Annotated in this window: 22 protein-coding genes; 9 read left to right on the forward strand and 13 right to left on the reverse strand. The window is 61.0% G+C overall.

Annotated features, from left to right (window positions below; all coding sequences use genetic code 11):
* Nucleotides 1-5 precede the first annotated feature (5 nt).
* The 10 genes from OKW30_RS06780 to OKW30_RS06825 form a co-directional block, all read right to left on the reverse strand.
* Complete coding sequence (locus OKW30_RS06780) at nt 6-539, reverse strand: HNH endonuclease signature motif containing protein (RefSeq protein WP_429346324.1); 534 nt, start codon at nt 537-539, stop codon at nt 6-8.
* Nucleotides 539-1,339, reverse strand: coding sequence for a RecB family exonuclease (locus tag OKW30_RS06785; protein WP_429346325.1), 801 nt, complete (start codon nt 1,337-1,339; stop codon nt 539-541). Before OKW30_RS06785 ends, OKW30_RS06780 begins: the two co-directional genes overlap by 1 nt.
* Nucleotides 1,336-1,626, reverse strand: a complete 291-nt coding sequence (locus OKW30_RS06790) for a KTSC domain-containing protein (RefSeq protein WP_429346326.1) — start codon at nt 1,624-1,626, stop codon at nt 1,336-1,338. The genes OKW30_RS06785 and OKW30_RS06790 overlap by 4 nt, the downstream gene beginning before the upstream one ends.
* A 48-nt stretch (nt 1,627-1,674) precedes the next feature.
* A complete protein-coding gene (locus OKW30_RS06795; protein ID WP_429346327.1) occupies nt 1,675-1,980 on the reverse strand; it encodes a hypothetical protein in 306 nt (101 codons plus the stop codon).
* 5 nt (nt 1,981-1,985) lie between these two features.
* Nucleotides 1,986-2,207, reverse strand: coding sequence for a hypothetical protein (locus tag OKW30_RS06800; RefSeq protein WP_429346328.1), 222 nt, complete (start codon nt 2,205-2,207; stop codon nt 1,986-1,988).
* On the reverse strand, nt 2,204-2,449 hold the full coding sequence (locus tag OKW30_RS06805; protein ID WP_429346329.1) for a hypothetical protein: 246 nt from the start codon (nt 2,447-2,449) through the stop codon (nt 2,204-2,206). The genes OKW30_RS06800 and OKW30_RS06805 overlap by 4 nt, the downstream gene beginning before the upstream one ends.
* Nucleotides 2,446-2,616, reverse strand: a complete 171-nt coding sequence (locus OKW30_RS06810; RefSeq protein ID WP_429346330.1) for a hypothetical protein — start codon at nt 2,614-2,616, stop codon at nt 2,446-2,448. The genes OKW30_RS06805 and OKW30_RS06810 overlap by 4 nt, the downstream gene beginning before the upstream one ends.
* Complete coding sequence (locus OKW30_RS06815) at nt 2,613-3,014, reverse strand: hypothetical protein (protein WP_429346331.1); 402 nt, start codon at nt 3,012-3,014, stop codon at nt 2,613-2,615. Before OKW30_RS06815 ends, OKW30_RS06810 begins: the two co-directional genes overlap by 4 nt.
* Before the next feature lie 126 nt (nt 3,015-3,140).
* A complete protein-coding gene (locus OKW30_RS06820) occupies nt 3,141-3,464 on the reverse strand; it encodes a hypothetical protein (protein WP_429346332.1) in 324 nt (107 codons plus the stop codon).
* Between the two features lie 699 nt (nt 3,465-4,163).
* A complete protein-coding gene (locus OKW30_RS06825) occupies nt 4,164-4,580 on the reverse strand; it encodes a hypothetical protein (RefSeq protein ID WP_429346333.1) in 417 nt (138 codons plus the stop codon).
* Nucleotides 4,581-4,611: 31 nt separating this feature from the next.
* On the opposite strand from OKW30_RS06825, the gene OKW30_RS06830 reads away from it, so the two are divergent.
* Both OKW30_RS06830 and OKW30_RS06835 read left to right on the forward strand, forming a co-directional pair.
* Nucleotides 4,612-4,977: a Cro/Cl family transcriptional regulator gene (locus tag OKW30_RS06830; protein ID WP_429346334.1), complete on the forward strand. Its 366-nt coding sequence runs from the start codon at nt 4,612-4,614 to the stop codon at nt 4,975-4,977.
* Complete coding sequence (locus OKW30_RS06835) at nt 4,974-5,336, forward strand: hypothetical protein (RefSeq protein WP_429346335.1); 363 nt, start codon at nt 4,974-4,976, stop codon at nt 5,334-5,336. Before OKW30_RS06830 ends, OKW30_RS06835 begins: the two co-directional genes overlap by 4 nt.
* A gap of 739 nt (nt 5,337-6,075) precedes the next feature.
* Here the strand turns inward: OKW30_RS06835 and OKW30_RS06840 are convergent.
* Entirely contained in the window at nt 6,076-6,342 is a 267-nt protein-coding gene (locus OKW30_RS06840) for a hypothetical protein (protein ID WP_429346336.1), read from the reverse strand.
* A gap of 160 nt (nt 6,343-6,502) precedes the next feature.
* On the opposite strand from OKW30_RS06840, the gene OKW30_RS06845 reads away from it, so the two are divergent.
* Together OKW30_RS06845 and OKW30_RS06850 are read left to right on the forward strand one after the other, a co-directional pair.
* Nucleotides 6,503-6,814, forward strand: a complete 312-nt coding sequence (locus OKW30_RS06845) for a hypothetical protein (protein WP_429346337.1) — start codon at nt 6,503-6,505, stop codon at nt 6,812-6,814.
* Nucleotide 6,815: 1 nt separating this feature from the next.
* Nucleotides 6,816-7,019 (forward strand): hypothetical protein, encoded by a 204-nt coding sequence (locus OKW30_RS06850; RefSeq protein WP_429346338.1) that lies wholly within the window; start codon nt 6,816-6,818, stop codon nt 7,017-7,019.
* Between the two features lie 173 nt (nt 7,020-7,192).
* Here OKW30_RS06850 and OKW30_RS06855 read toward each other — a convergent pair whose 3' ends face one another.
* Both OKW30_RS06855 and OKW30_RS06860 read right to left on the reverse strand, forming a co-directional pair.
* A complete protein-coding gene (locus tag OKW30_RS06855; protein ID WP_429346339.1) occupies nt 7,193-7,492 on the reverse strand; it encodes an addiction module antidote protein in 300 nt (99 codons plus the stop codon).
* 3 nt (nt 7,493-7,495) lie between these two features.
* Nucleotides 7,496-7,795, reverse strand: coding sequence for a type II toxin-antitoxin system RelE/ParE family toxin (locus tag OKW30_RS06860; protein WP_429346340.1), 300 nt, complete (start codon nt 7,793-7,795; stop codon nt 7,496-7,498).
* A gap of 116 nt (nt 7,796-7,911) precedes the next feature.
* Here OKW30_RS06860 and OKW30_RS06865 point away from each other — a divergent pair, with 116 nt between their 5' ends.
* The 5 genes from OKW30_RS06865 (at nt 7,912) to OKW30_RS06885 (ending at nt 11,966) form a co-directional block, all read left to right on the forward strand.
* Nucleotides 7,912-9,027, forward strand: a complete 1,116-nt coding sequence (locus OKW30_RS06865; protein ID WP_429346341.1) for a hypothetical protein — start codon at nt 7,912-7,914, stop codon at nt 9,025-9,027.
* Nucleotides 9,024-9,245: a hypothetical protein gene (locus OKW30_RS06870; protein ID WP_429346342.1), complete on the forward strand. Its 222-nt coding sequence runs from the start codon at nt 9,024-9,026 to the stop codon at nt 9,243-9,245. The genes OKW30_RS06865 and OKW30_RS06870 overlap by 4 nt, the downstream gene beginning before the upstream one ends.
* A 179-nt stretch (nt 9,246-9,424) precedes the next feature.
* Nucleotides 9,425-9,898: a RusA family crossover junction endodeoxyribonuclease gene (locus OKW30_RS06875; RefSeq protein ID WP_429347734.1), complete on the forward strand. Its 474-nt coding sequence runs from the start codon at nt 9,425-9,427 to the stop codon at nt 9,896-9,898.
* Between the two features lie 25 nt (nt 9,899-9,923).
* Nucleotides 9,924-10,523, forward strand: coding sequence for a DNA-binding protein (locus OKW30_RS06880; RefSeq protein ID WP_429347735.1), 600 nt, complete (start codon nt 9,924-9,926; stop codon nt 10,521-10,523).
* A gap of 93 nt (nt 10,524-10,616) precedes the next feature.
* Nucleotides 10,617-11,966 carry a site-specific DNA-methyltransferase gene (locus OKW30_RS06885; protein WP_429346343.1) on the forward strand — a complete coding sequence of 450 codons (1,350 nt, stop codon included), beginning with the start codon at nt 10,617-10,619 and terminating at the stop codon, nt 11,964-11,966.
* The last annotated feature ends 3 nt before the right edge of the window (nt 11,967-11,969 follow it).

The raw sequence follows: 11,969 nt of genomic DNA on the forward strand, positions 1-11,969 counted from the left end.
TCCTCTTAAGCAGTTTTGCGATTTGCGGCTTCGACTTGGCTCCAGAACGGATGCCGCCGCATGCGCGCGTGAAGTTGAAGGTGATAGCGATGCGTGCACACGAGCAGGTTCTGTGGCCGGTTGTCGTGGCGAATTGTGTTGATGTGATGCACTACCTCTCCCCGCCGAAGTCTGCGTCCGATTGCTTTTTCGGCAATCAGAATGTGCTCGTACTGGCGCTTCCCACGCCCCAGATTTACGACGACATAGCCTTGCTCGGTCAGGCCTTTGTTGCCAAGCGACCGTTGAACGAGGATCTCGTATCCGCGTGGGGCAGACGGGTTGCGCGCCGGCTTCGCTGGGTGGTGAGCACGACGAGCATCGGTCCAGGACTTGTCGCGAGAATGGGAGCCGCGCGGTCGGAAATTGATCTCGCTACTTCTCAGCCATCGCCAGACGGTTCCTACGCTCTTTGACGTGGCGACGGCAATCTCTCGGCAGCTTTTTCCGGACCGATACAGTTCGATCATTCGAACAAGGAGTTGCTGATCCTGATCCATTACTCGTGGAAGACACATGTTTTCCAGCGGGCGCAATACTTGGGATTGCAAAGCACGCTGGACGGGTTAGGCGGGAACAGGCCGCTGCGAAACATTTCCGCGGCGAACTGGATCAGGCCGCGGTGGTCTTCGGTGCCCACCATGACGCGTCGCGCGTCGAACAGCGGGCTGACCATTGGCGATGTCTTGCCAGCGGTCGGCAGGGCGATGATCTGGCCGCCCACCGTCGGCTCCTTGGTGGTGTGCTCGTACAACAGCTGGTACGTGCCGAGCTGCGCCGACTTGCCCTTCAGGTTCACCTGGCCGTTCTGAATGATCGCGCGCCCAGTCTTCAGGTCAGGAATGGCAATTCCGTCTTCCCGGCGCGCGACGCGTGCGCGGTCCATCGAACCTGTCAGGCGCACGATGGTGCCGCCGCCGCAGTCGATCTCGAACGGCGAGAGCTTCATTTCGACTGCCGTGTACTCGAACTGAGGAGCGACCTCCAGGCAATACCGCGTATGCAGCGACAGGCCGATCCGCTCGGCTTCGCGCAACGTCAGATCGTCGTCGCTGTAATCGACGTCTTGCGTCGGGTTATGCAGGGTGTCGATGAACACGCCAGCGGTATCGTCAGGCGACAGCGGGTTGCCGTCGAGGTGCGCCTGATCGTTCGCTGCGGTGCTGGCGTGCACCGCCGTGCCGAGCGTGGCGCGCAGGCCGGACGCTTTGCGCATGCCGAGGAGGTGTTCGCCTTCCCACTTCATGGCGCAGTCGAAAAGCCCGCCCCAGCTTGAGGCGCGAACCGTGAACGTACTCATTCGGAGGCCCGCCCGGTGTACGGCATCTTCTCGACGCAGACGCACGGAAAACGCTCTGAAAAGGGCCTGATACGGCGATAGAAATGTGAGCCGATCGACTCGGCCTGCCGGAGCGCCTCGAAATTCGAAGGCGTGAAGTTCGAGTAGTAGTAGAGCGAGGTGGGTGCCCCGGTCTTACCGTCTTTGAACCGAACCGCCAGGGTGCCGGTCGACGGATCGTAGCCAATGCTGTGGATCTGTGAGGACTCCACAGAATCCATTGCGATCTTCGGACTGGATGTGTTCATATCGGACGCTAGGGTGAGGGGTTGGTCAGTGCTTGCTATTGGGCTTCACTACGCGACGCATCTGAGATAGGGCCACGAAAGAAACTCGACCTCGGATGCGTATCGTCCGGCCAGTTCCCTCAATTCGTCGTAGCCGTCATCGCCGTATTTCAGTGCAGCCAGTGCGGCCAAGCGGACGCCCGCGAAGTAGCCGACCCGGAATGACATGTCGCGTCGGCTCATCCACCAGTTCAGACGAATGTCGTTCGCTGCAACGCGGACCCGTTGCATCGCGTCCGTGAGCGCAAGCGCACCGCATTCGGCGACGGTCAGGCTATCGAGCGGCGCGTGCAGAATTTCGAAATGACAGCGCATGGTGGTCAGTCCGTGTAAGCGATGTATTTGAACCGGCCGCCGCCGAAGTGCTCGAAGCGGCCGCCGAAGGTTCCGCGCACGGCGTTCTCGACGTCTTCGCGCGTCGCGCTGGGAGGGTAGACCCCTTCCTTGATCATCGTCGCGCTCGAGTGCCCCTTGCTGTGCCAGTCGATCTTCGTGGTGTCCAGCTCGCGTGGGTCGTGCATCACGTGGATGGGTAAATTCATGCTGTACCTCGGGCGTTGGTGTCGTTGGTGAGTTGCGGTGCCACATCGGTGTTGATGTAGACCAAAGCGAGAGCGGCGCAGACGAGCAGCAAGACCATCCCGAGCCACGTCCAGACTGGATGGCTGCGTTCGAGCATGTCGAGGCGGCGCACGGCGCTGTCGCTGCGGACGAAGACCCACAGCGCGCCATAGGCGAGCGCGATCAATGCCCAGATGCCGAGAAAACCGAGGGTGGAACTCATGCGCCACCACCAGCGCGCAGCGCGACGACGAGCCAGAGGAAAGCACCGGCCGCGACGCCATAGGCCAGCATGGTCGCGAGCGCACGAAGGCGACGGCGCGCGCGCGGGCACGAGGCGAGCAGTGTGTTATCGCCGGGAGCTCGGCCGAGCAGGAGGCGGGCATTCATGCGGCACCTCGCGAGCGGAGCATGGAATCGGCGTATGCCCAGCGCCAGGCGTAATAACGGGCGACTCGCTGCTCTGCATCCCATGCTTCAAGCGCGGCACGCTCAGACTCCCACTTCTCGTCGAACGCGTTCACTTCGGGGCTCACGTCGCTTTCGTCGAGCCAATCGCCGAGACCCTCCCATTCTTTGTATTGCTCGGGTGTGAGAGATTCGTGCGGAATCGAAACGGCGGGCCGCGGCGTCGCGGGCACATACTTGAACCACTCGGGAATGTCCGCTGGCGCCCGCACTGCGAAGTAGTCGCGCAGCGACATGCCTTCTTGCGACGGACTGTACTTGCCCACCGCGCCGCCCATCGGGCGCGCAAATGCCGGTCCACCGGTTTTGATCTCGTTCATGCGGCACCTCGCGCAATGAGGTCGCACGCGATCGCGCGCATGAGGTGTTCAGTCAGTGCGCCGTGGAGTCCTTTTCTCCGTGGCAACGCGCGTAGGTCGAGGAGGTCTTTCGCGAGGACTGACATTTCAGCACCCCGCAATGATGAATGTGCGGTGGTGCGGCGCGGCCTCGATAGGTTCCGGCCCCGCAGTCGTCGTTGCTGCGTCACGAGCGCGTAACGCCCGGGCCTCGATTGCCTGGTTAAAGGCGTGCAGCAGCACGAGTCCCGCGTCGAACGGTTCACCGTCGATCAATGCGACTAAGCAGCGCTGTTGCGTCGCCTCGGGTTGTGCTTGGAGCGCCGCTGCGATGTCGGCGACGGTGATCGAATGGACGACTGCCAGATGTTCGTTGACGATTTTTTTCGCGGGGTGCGATGCCAGCGGCGCAGGGGGTGGAAGGTGGTGCATCGTTCCTCCATCGGTAGGGTGCGATGGAGCGAAGATACCAAAAGGTAACTTTCAATGCAATACCACATGGTAACTTTCGGGCGTTAGGCCAACGGATCAGGAACGTCCCCGTCGGAAAGTCTGTCGATGACTTTGGAGAGTGCGTTTATTGAACGAAGGCGATCGCGGCGACAGGTACCTCGCAGCCAGACGTCGTCCGTACCGTCGGGTTTTGGCACTATCAAGATGCAATCGGGTGGCAGAGAGGATGGGGGAGGAGGCGCGCGCGGAGCAACGCCCGCAGCTTGCTGGCGGCGATCGAGATATGGCTTGAATTGGATGACTTTCACGCCGACACCCAGCCGATTGTTACGAAGTCGGCCGCGGTTCTTGATGCGACGCGAAAGCCGATCGGACCATAGAAACGCCTCGCCCATGGGTAAGCTGCCCCCTCGCGCGGGATGGGCGTTTTGTCATATCGTAGGACGCAGAATCAGTAACATGTGCTTGATCCGGCGCGACTGTCAAGCCAGTCTGACACTCGGTTACAGAATTTAATGCGAGTAATTATCTAGAATGTCGAATAAATTCACATTTGGCGGCGGCGCAGTTGGTCGAGCCGCGCAGAGGTCCTTAATTTAGGATTTATCTTAAAAATCCATTATCAATTGTTAAAATCTATTATGGCGGTAAAAAAATGGCCGCTTGCGCGGCGTCTAATCAGGCGTCCTTGTGTCGTTTTTTCGTCTTTGGCGTGCCGACTGAAAACATCACGGTGTCATCCTGCTCGCTCACCTGAGGTCGCGACTGCACGCGCTTGGCTTGCAATAATTTCTGAAGCACGTTGATAGCACTTGCCAGTTCTTCCTCATCAATCGATTCCAGTGCGGCCGCGACACGAGAGTTATGAGCTCCGGCTTCGTCAGTAACCACCAGGTCACCATCTAGGCTGTCCATCGCGTACTGCGGCAAACCGAACTTGGCTTCAATTTCGCGCGCCATTCCTTCGCCAATGAATCGGACGCCCGCCCTGTCCTCATCAAAAAGCATCCGCGAGACGTAGGAGGGCTGCTTGTCTAGCCGCGCAGCCAATTTGGCTATCGATCCGTCGCAAAACGTATCTCTCAGTTGAGCCAAGCGCTGTCGACGCGCCTGTCGGAGTGCATGTGTGTCCATAACCTCGAATTTGAGCGGAAAATTACCTCGGAGTAAATTTCCATGTGGTGTTGATATTTTCGTTACCACTTGGTATCTTTGCTGCACTATGGAAAAGCTCCGAATCTTCTTGAACTCGCTTTTGCGAGACGAGCAGGCCGCCTTTGCGATCGCTTGCGGAACGACGATCGGCTATTTGCGCAAGGCCATCAGTACCGGCACAGAACTCGGCGTGCCGCTGTGCTGTGACATCGAGCGGGAATCGGCCTTTAGGGTGACCCGCTTTGACCTTCGCCCTGACAACTGGCACAGAAACTGGCCCGACCTGATCGGCAAGCCTGGCTCGCCGCCCGTTCCTGCTGAGCGGGAGGTGGCGTGACGAAGAACTCCCACCTGTCCGCCTGGGCCGGCGACACCGTTTCAGTAGCGAGCGGATACGAACTCGTACCGATTGGCGTTGACGGAGCCGAGACCATATACCAGGTCCGCGCAGCCGGGCAAAAGGCAGTCATCAGTCATCAGGGTCGTGAGATTCCGCCTGGTGCGCAGGAAGACCGGGACCGGGTGTTCACTGAACTTAGCGGCGGTGTCGCGGCCGGTGTGGCGAAGGCCGTGAGCGCGTACCAAGACGGGATGCTCAATGGTCTCTTCTCGGGGTATTGCGCTATTGACGAGTTGGGGGCGCAGATACGTCGGGATCTCGGATCGCATCCGCAATGTGAGCCAACTGAGCCATGACGTCTGCGCGCACTATTGCTGGAATCTGCGGAGAGTCCGTCTGTAGCACCTTTTTGAAGGCTGCGACATTCAGGACTCCAGTCGCACCCAGGTGTCCGACCAGTCGACTGAATGCAAGCTGGATTGCGGATAGCCTGTTCTCTTGCTTGAGTGCCGCACCTTGGACGATGTGTGCGATTTGCTCAATCTGCCTTTTACTCAGCTCTTTTTCCATGCGTGCTACCTCTGAAAAGTTGGTTGGAAAGTTTGTCGGTCCGATGTTTTTCAGGCAACGGGACCGCCGGTCTGGTTTTACCACATGGGGTGGCACGCACCCGACGAAGGAGGTGGCGTGATGAGGCGACTCTACATTCGGCTTCTTCGGTGGTTGTTGGACCGCGCCACCAATACGGCGGACACGCCGGCCGAGAGCTACTTCATCACGACTGCCGGTCGGGTTCATCCACTCGCTGCCACGGCATCACTAACTGGTTATGCGGTAGCGGCGATCGTTGTGACGCGACGCGAAGACATCCAGCACGTAGAAAGGATCGGCCGCCGGATGCCGCCCACGCCAAAAGCGTCTGCGATTCATCGCGATCTCAGAGACTTCGCGCGTGCAGCAGTGCGGAGAGCCGCGAAGGAGGCAGCGTGAAAAAGCAACGCACCTTCCAGCCAGTTCGTGGCCGGCGGCGCATCTCCGTGTTGCGAGGACGCGTCTCTGTCCGCACCGCATGCGTCGAGCCGGCGACTCTCTCGGCTATGCACTTCTGGCTTGAGAACCGCCGTCGCCTCGGATCGTATCCCGCGTCAGCTGTAGCGCTGCAATCTGCCGCTCAGCATAAGGGTCCGGTTGCCCCAATAGGAACGCCGACGTCTGCTCGCACTGCGATTCGAATTTCGCGGCGATGGCTTGGCGCCTTGCTTCTGGCAATTCGCTCAGTAACGAGTTGGAAAAGGCGACGAGGGCGGTGACGTGTCCTTCCAGTTCTGCGATCAGCAATTTCAGGTTTTCGATTTCTTTCACAGGAGCTTCCTTTCATGAAAAGAGTTGATGCAGTTGGGTTGGTGGCCCAGTTCAATTCTGGCATGGCTGGAAGCCCATCCTTTTAAACCACGGTTGACGTTGGCCGAATCGTATCGGTCGCGTCATTCCGGCGCATTGAGAATTTTAGGAATTAGACGGAATGGAAACGAATGGTCGGGAATCGACGGACACGGAGGTGTCGTCGATCATCGTTGAGCGATTGCTTTATGTCTGTGCGGAGAAGCGCCGCAAGCACGATTTCGCCGAGGCAATGGGATGGTCCGTGGACATGCTGGACAAGTTGCGTCAAGGAACGACCGGCGTGCTGGTCAGTAAGCTTGCGACCTTTATGCGGCAACTCGATTTGGTCACCCTGACAACGGAATACGCGGACTATCTCGCGCGCGGGAACGTTATCGGCTCGAACTGTCACTGCGCCCGCATGAACATGGGCGAGTGCGGGCGGCGCTGACATGCGCGAACTGTTCGAGCACGCAGCGTTTCGGGCTGGATTGACTGCGGCGCGCCGCGGCGTCCCTTTCCATGAAAACCCGCTGAATCCGGGGCCGTTGTCGCGCTTCGCAAGGCAATGCGAGCAGGGATGGTCGGTGGTCGTGGAGTCGATGTGCGATCAGGAACAACTGCGGCAGCCGGACCTTGTGCTGGAGGTCGTGTGAGCGAGCACCAGCCGTGTAGGGACTACCGGCGGCTCGAATCCGGCGGCGATTTGCGATCAGACGGTTGCGCGACTGGCGGAGCGGTGGTGCGCCGCTCCGCGGCTTCGCGATCCAGCCGCCGGCTATCCATGGTTGTGCGCCGCTTCAGCACCAGCATACGGCGCAGGCGTCCGTTAAGCATGAGCCTTCGATCCATGCAATTGCAGCCCCAGCGCCTTGATGACTTTCAGGATTGTGCCGAAACTCGGATTGCCTTCGCTCGACAGCGCCTTGTACAGCCCTTCTCGCGTCAGGCCAGTATCGCGTGCGACCTGTGCCATACCGCGCGCGCGGGCAATGACGCCCAGCGCGTGCGCGATAAACGTCGGGTCGTCACCGCCTTCAAGCAGGCAGGCCTCGAAGTATTCGGCCATGTCGTCTTCGGTCTTCAGGTGTTCGGCCGAATCCCACGGCCGGGTTTTGATCTTTTCCATCGTTCACTCCGTATCGAGATTGGAGAGCATCTTGTGTGCGGCTTTGATATCTGCGGCTTGCGTCGACTTGTCGCCGCCGCACAGCAGGATCACCAAGACCGCACCGCGCTGCACGTAATAGACGCGATAGCCGGGGCCGTGGTCAATGCGCAGCTCCGTAACGGGCGCGCCGGCCGAGTTCGTGTCGCCCGGGTTGCCCATTGCCAACCGGTCGATGCGGGCCTGAATGCGGCGCTTCGCAATCCGGTCTTTCAGTCCGTCAAACCAGACGTCAAACGTTGCGGTAGTTCGGATATTCAGCATGCGGCAAGTGTAAATCATGGTTCACATGCCGTCAACTATGGTTAACATGACTAATGAGTGATTTGCCCGAACCGCTCACCCCGGCGGATTGCGACCTTCGGCATGGATTTCCGTACATGCCGCTGGACGCCGCGCGCCTGCGCGACTCCGAACTTGCGTCGAACGAGATGCCCGAGTCGTGTTGGGCTGCCGTGCTGCTTTGGTGCGCGTCGTGGCAACAGGTTCCGGCGGCGTCGGTGCCTGACGACGACATGTGGCTTGCGGCTCAGACTCGCTACGTCGTGCGCGGCAAGATTGATTCGGCCTGGTCGGATGTGCGCTCCGGCGCGCTTCGGGGATGGGTCAAGTGTGCAGACGGACGCTTGTATCACCCCGTAGTGGCGGAGAAAGCGCTGGAGGCGTGGCTTTCGAAACTGCTCAGCACCGTTGCCGGCGCAACCGGCAACGCAAAGCGCTGGGGTATCGAGGTCGATACAGACGCCGTCAAGCGGCAGATCGTTGACGCTGCACGTCGCTTGGAGGCCGTCGCCCCCCGATCCGAGTGGCTCAAAAAATCGCAGGTCAGGGCCATCCTGAAAGAATCGCCCCCCGATCCCGGGGCGATCGGCTTCCCATCGGATGGCGAACCGCCCCCCGATGGGGATGGAATCGCCCCCCGATCGGAAGCCGATCGCCCCCCGGTCGCAAATGAATTGAAACGAAATGAAGTAAACACCATAGGTTCTAGCGGCGGCGTAGGAACTTTGATACGTGGTGGGCCTGTGGATAACTTTGCATCGCCGCCGCCGGGTGATGATGAGTCCGATATCCCTTCGGATGACGAACCGTTGCCGGACGAGGCGGAAATTGCACAGGTGCTGAGCCTGTGGGAGGCGAAGCGCGGCAAACGCGTCGCGTTCGGCGGCGAGAAGTGCCTGTGCGTGTTCCGTTCCTGGCGCGAGCGCGACGTCACGCTCGGCCAGCTACGCGAGGCGTACCGGCGCGCGCTCGCGCGGCGTGACGCCGACCAGGACAGCACGCCCATCAACGCCGCGTTTCTCGATCGCTTTATCGAGGAAGTGCGCGCGCCACCACGCGAGGTTCCGCTGCCGCTCGGCAGTATGAGCAACGACCAACTGATGGTCGAGGCGAAACGTTTCGGGTACGTGTTGCCGCCCGGCATGGAGCGGCCACAGGCGATCGCCAAGATCGCGCAGATGCGTGCGGAAACTCCAGGAGGTCATGCGTCATGAGCACGAAGACCCAGGAGCAAAAATTCTGGATCGTATGGTGCCCGACCGGCGAGAAGCCGCCGAGCTATCGGCACTTGAGCGCTGGCAGCGCCGTCGCGGAAGCCGAGCGGCTCGCGATCTCAAATCCCGGGCGCGAGTTTTTCGTGCTCGGGGCTGAAATGTCTTACTGCGCTGTCGCGATGCAGCGCGTCGAGTACTTCGACGGGATTCCGTTCTGACCATGAACGCCGATCCGAAGAAAACCCGTGGCGGGATCAGGAACCCCGCCACAGCAGCGAGGAAGGCGATGAATAAGCAGAACCCCGGCGCAGCACGTATCCGCGACGAGATTTCCACTGCAGCGCGCGCACTGAAGTCGCGCGGCCCCGCTCCGCTCGAGCAGGCGATCAGCACACGCATCGGCGAGCAGCCGGCGCTTATTCCGACGTCGCCGGTCCGCCAGCGTGTCAAGTTCACCGTACCGGGCGCACCGGTAGCGAAGGGGCGCCCGCGCTTCGCGCGTCAGGGCGCGCACGTTCGGACGTTCACCCCGGAGAAGACCGAACGTTATGAAAATCTTGTGAAGCTGGCGGCGCGACAAGGTATGGGCACGCGTGAGCCATTTGCGGGCCCGGTGCGTCTCGTCGTGCACATCGCGCTGCCGATTCCGGCGAGCTGGTCGCAGAAGCGGCAACGCGATGCAGCGGACGGGCTGATCGGCGCCACGAAGAAGCCTGACGCGGACAACGTGATCAAGGGCGTGAAAGACGGAATGAACGGCGTTGTGTACGCCGACGACTCACAGATCGTTGATCTGTGGGTATCGAAGCGCTACGGCCGCACGCCCTGCGTGCAAATTGAGGCAGTGGAACTGAACCAGCAACGGGCATAGGTGAGGATCTTCGGGAGTGCAGATGATGGACGAGATTCAGTTCAAGAGTGCGTTCGACGCGGTGCGATTCGCGCTTTGCTATTCGACGCAGCAATATGGCGAAACGATGATGGCCAAGCGACTGAAGGGCGAGTCGGTTGAGAAGGGCATGGGGCTCGTCGGGCTGGACGGTGCGGGCCAGTCCGGTCAGATCCGCCGAGAAATGTGGGAGCTGCCTGATCTGCATCTCGCGGTGCTGATTGCGCGCGCCGCGCCGCACGATGTTCCATGCGATTGCGGCCAACCATGTTGCAGCAAACATCGCCGGAACTCGGAATGGGAAGCTGCGATCGTCTGGCTGACTGAGGCGTCGACGGCGTATGTCTCGGGCTTTTCGCACTATCAGGTCCGGCGCACGATCATCGAAAATATCTTCAGCCCGAAGAAGCAGCGGAAGAGTCTGGTCGATATCGCGGACCACTGCCGCGCGCACCGCAACACGGTCAGCAACCAGAATGCCGCGGTGCGCCGGTGGATCGAAGGCAACCGCAAGACCGGCGAACTTGGAGTCGAGGAGGTCGCGCGGGCGGCGATAGAACGCCGTTTCGGTGAACTCGGATTGGTGAAATCTGACGTTGCTGCTTGACGCTGTGCAAACTATGCACAATAATCCGCCGTATTCGATACACGTCATACGTGCGACCAAAGCCCGCTGAGCGCAAGCCAGCGGGCTTTTTCGTTGGCGTTGCTGGTTTCGCAGTTTGCTGTTGTGGCCGTTTTTTTCGACTATGAAAAGGGTCCAGCCGTGCAACTTTCCAGCCGTTCGATCGACAGCCTCATCCCGTACGCGCGCAACGCGCGCACCCACTCGGAAAGCCAGATAGCGCAGATCGCCGCCAGCATCGAGGAGTTCGGCATGGTCGGCGCGATCGTCGTGCGCGACGGTGTGATCGCCAAGGGCCACGGGACGCTCGCCGCGATCCGCAAGCTGTACGGCGCCGGCAAGCGCCTGTATCCGCCGCCCGGCCGCTCGCGCGGCGCCGATCCATTTTCCGACGGCGAGGCGCCGGTGCTCGATGCGTCCGGGTGGACGGAGGCGCAGTTCCGCGCGTTCGTCATCGCCGACAACCAGCTCGCGTTGCTCGCCGGGTGGGACGACGAGCTGCTGCGTCTCGAAGTGACCGAGCTGCGCGATGACGGCTTCGACGTGGACCTGCTCGGGTTCGAGGCAGTGGACCTGGCTCGTTTGCTCGAGCATGCGGGAGGTGGGCTGACGGATGAGGACGATGCTCCGGCACCGCCGGAAGTCCCGGTGTCGGCCGTCGGAGATGTTTGGCAGTGCGGCAGTCACCGCGTGATGTGTGGCGATAGCCTGCGCGGCGATAGCGTCGCGACGGTGATGGACGGCTACCTTGCCGATCTGATCGTCACCGACCCGCCGTACAACGTCGCGTACGTCGGAAAGACCGACAAGCACATGACGATCCGGAACGACGCCATGCAGGCCGACGAATTTGCTCGGTTCCTGCTGGCCGCCCATCAGGCGATGTTCGCGGCGGCGAAGGGCGGCGCCGGGATCTATGTGTTTCACGCGGACACCGAGGGTCTGACATTCCGTCGCGCGCTGGTCGACGGCGGCTTCAAGCTGGCGCAGTGCTGTGTGTGGGTTAAGCAATCGCTCGTCCTCGGACGCCAGGACTATCACTGGCAGCACGAACCTGTGCTGTACGGCTGGAAGCCAACCGCCACGCACCGCTGGTATGCAGATCGCAGCCAGTCGACAGTCTGGTCGTTCGACCGTCCCGCACGCAACGAACTGCATCCGACGATGAAGCCGGTGGCCGTCGTCGAATACCCGATCCAGAACAGCAGTCGCGACGGCGATCTTGTGCTCGACACGTTCGGCGGTTCTGGAACGACGCTCATCGCGTGCGAGAAATGCGGCAGGCACGCCCGGTTGCTCGAGCTGGATCCGATCTACTGCGACGTCATCGTCGAGCGGTGGCAGGCGTTCACCGGGCTGCGGGCAAAGCACGCGGCGACCGGTACAACATTCGAAGAGGTCGCTGCGACTCGGCGGCCCGGATAGAGC

It is taken from the genome of Paraburkholderia sp. Clong3 (assembly GCF_050436485.1).
Taxonomy (GTDB): Bacteria; Pseudomonadota; Gammaproteobacteria; order Burkholderiales; family Burkholderiaceae; genus Paraburkholderia; species Paraburkholderia tuberum.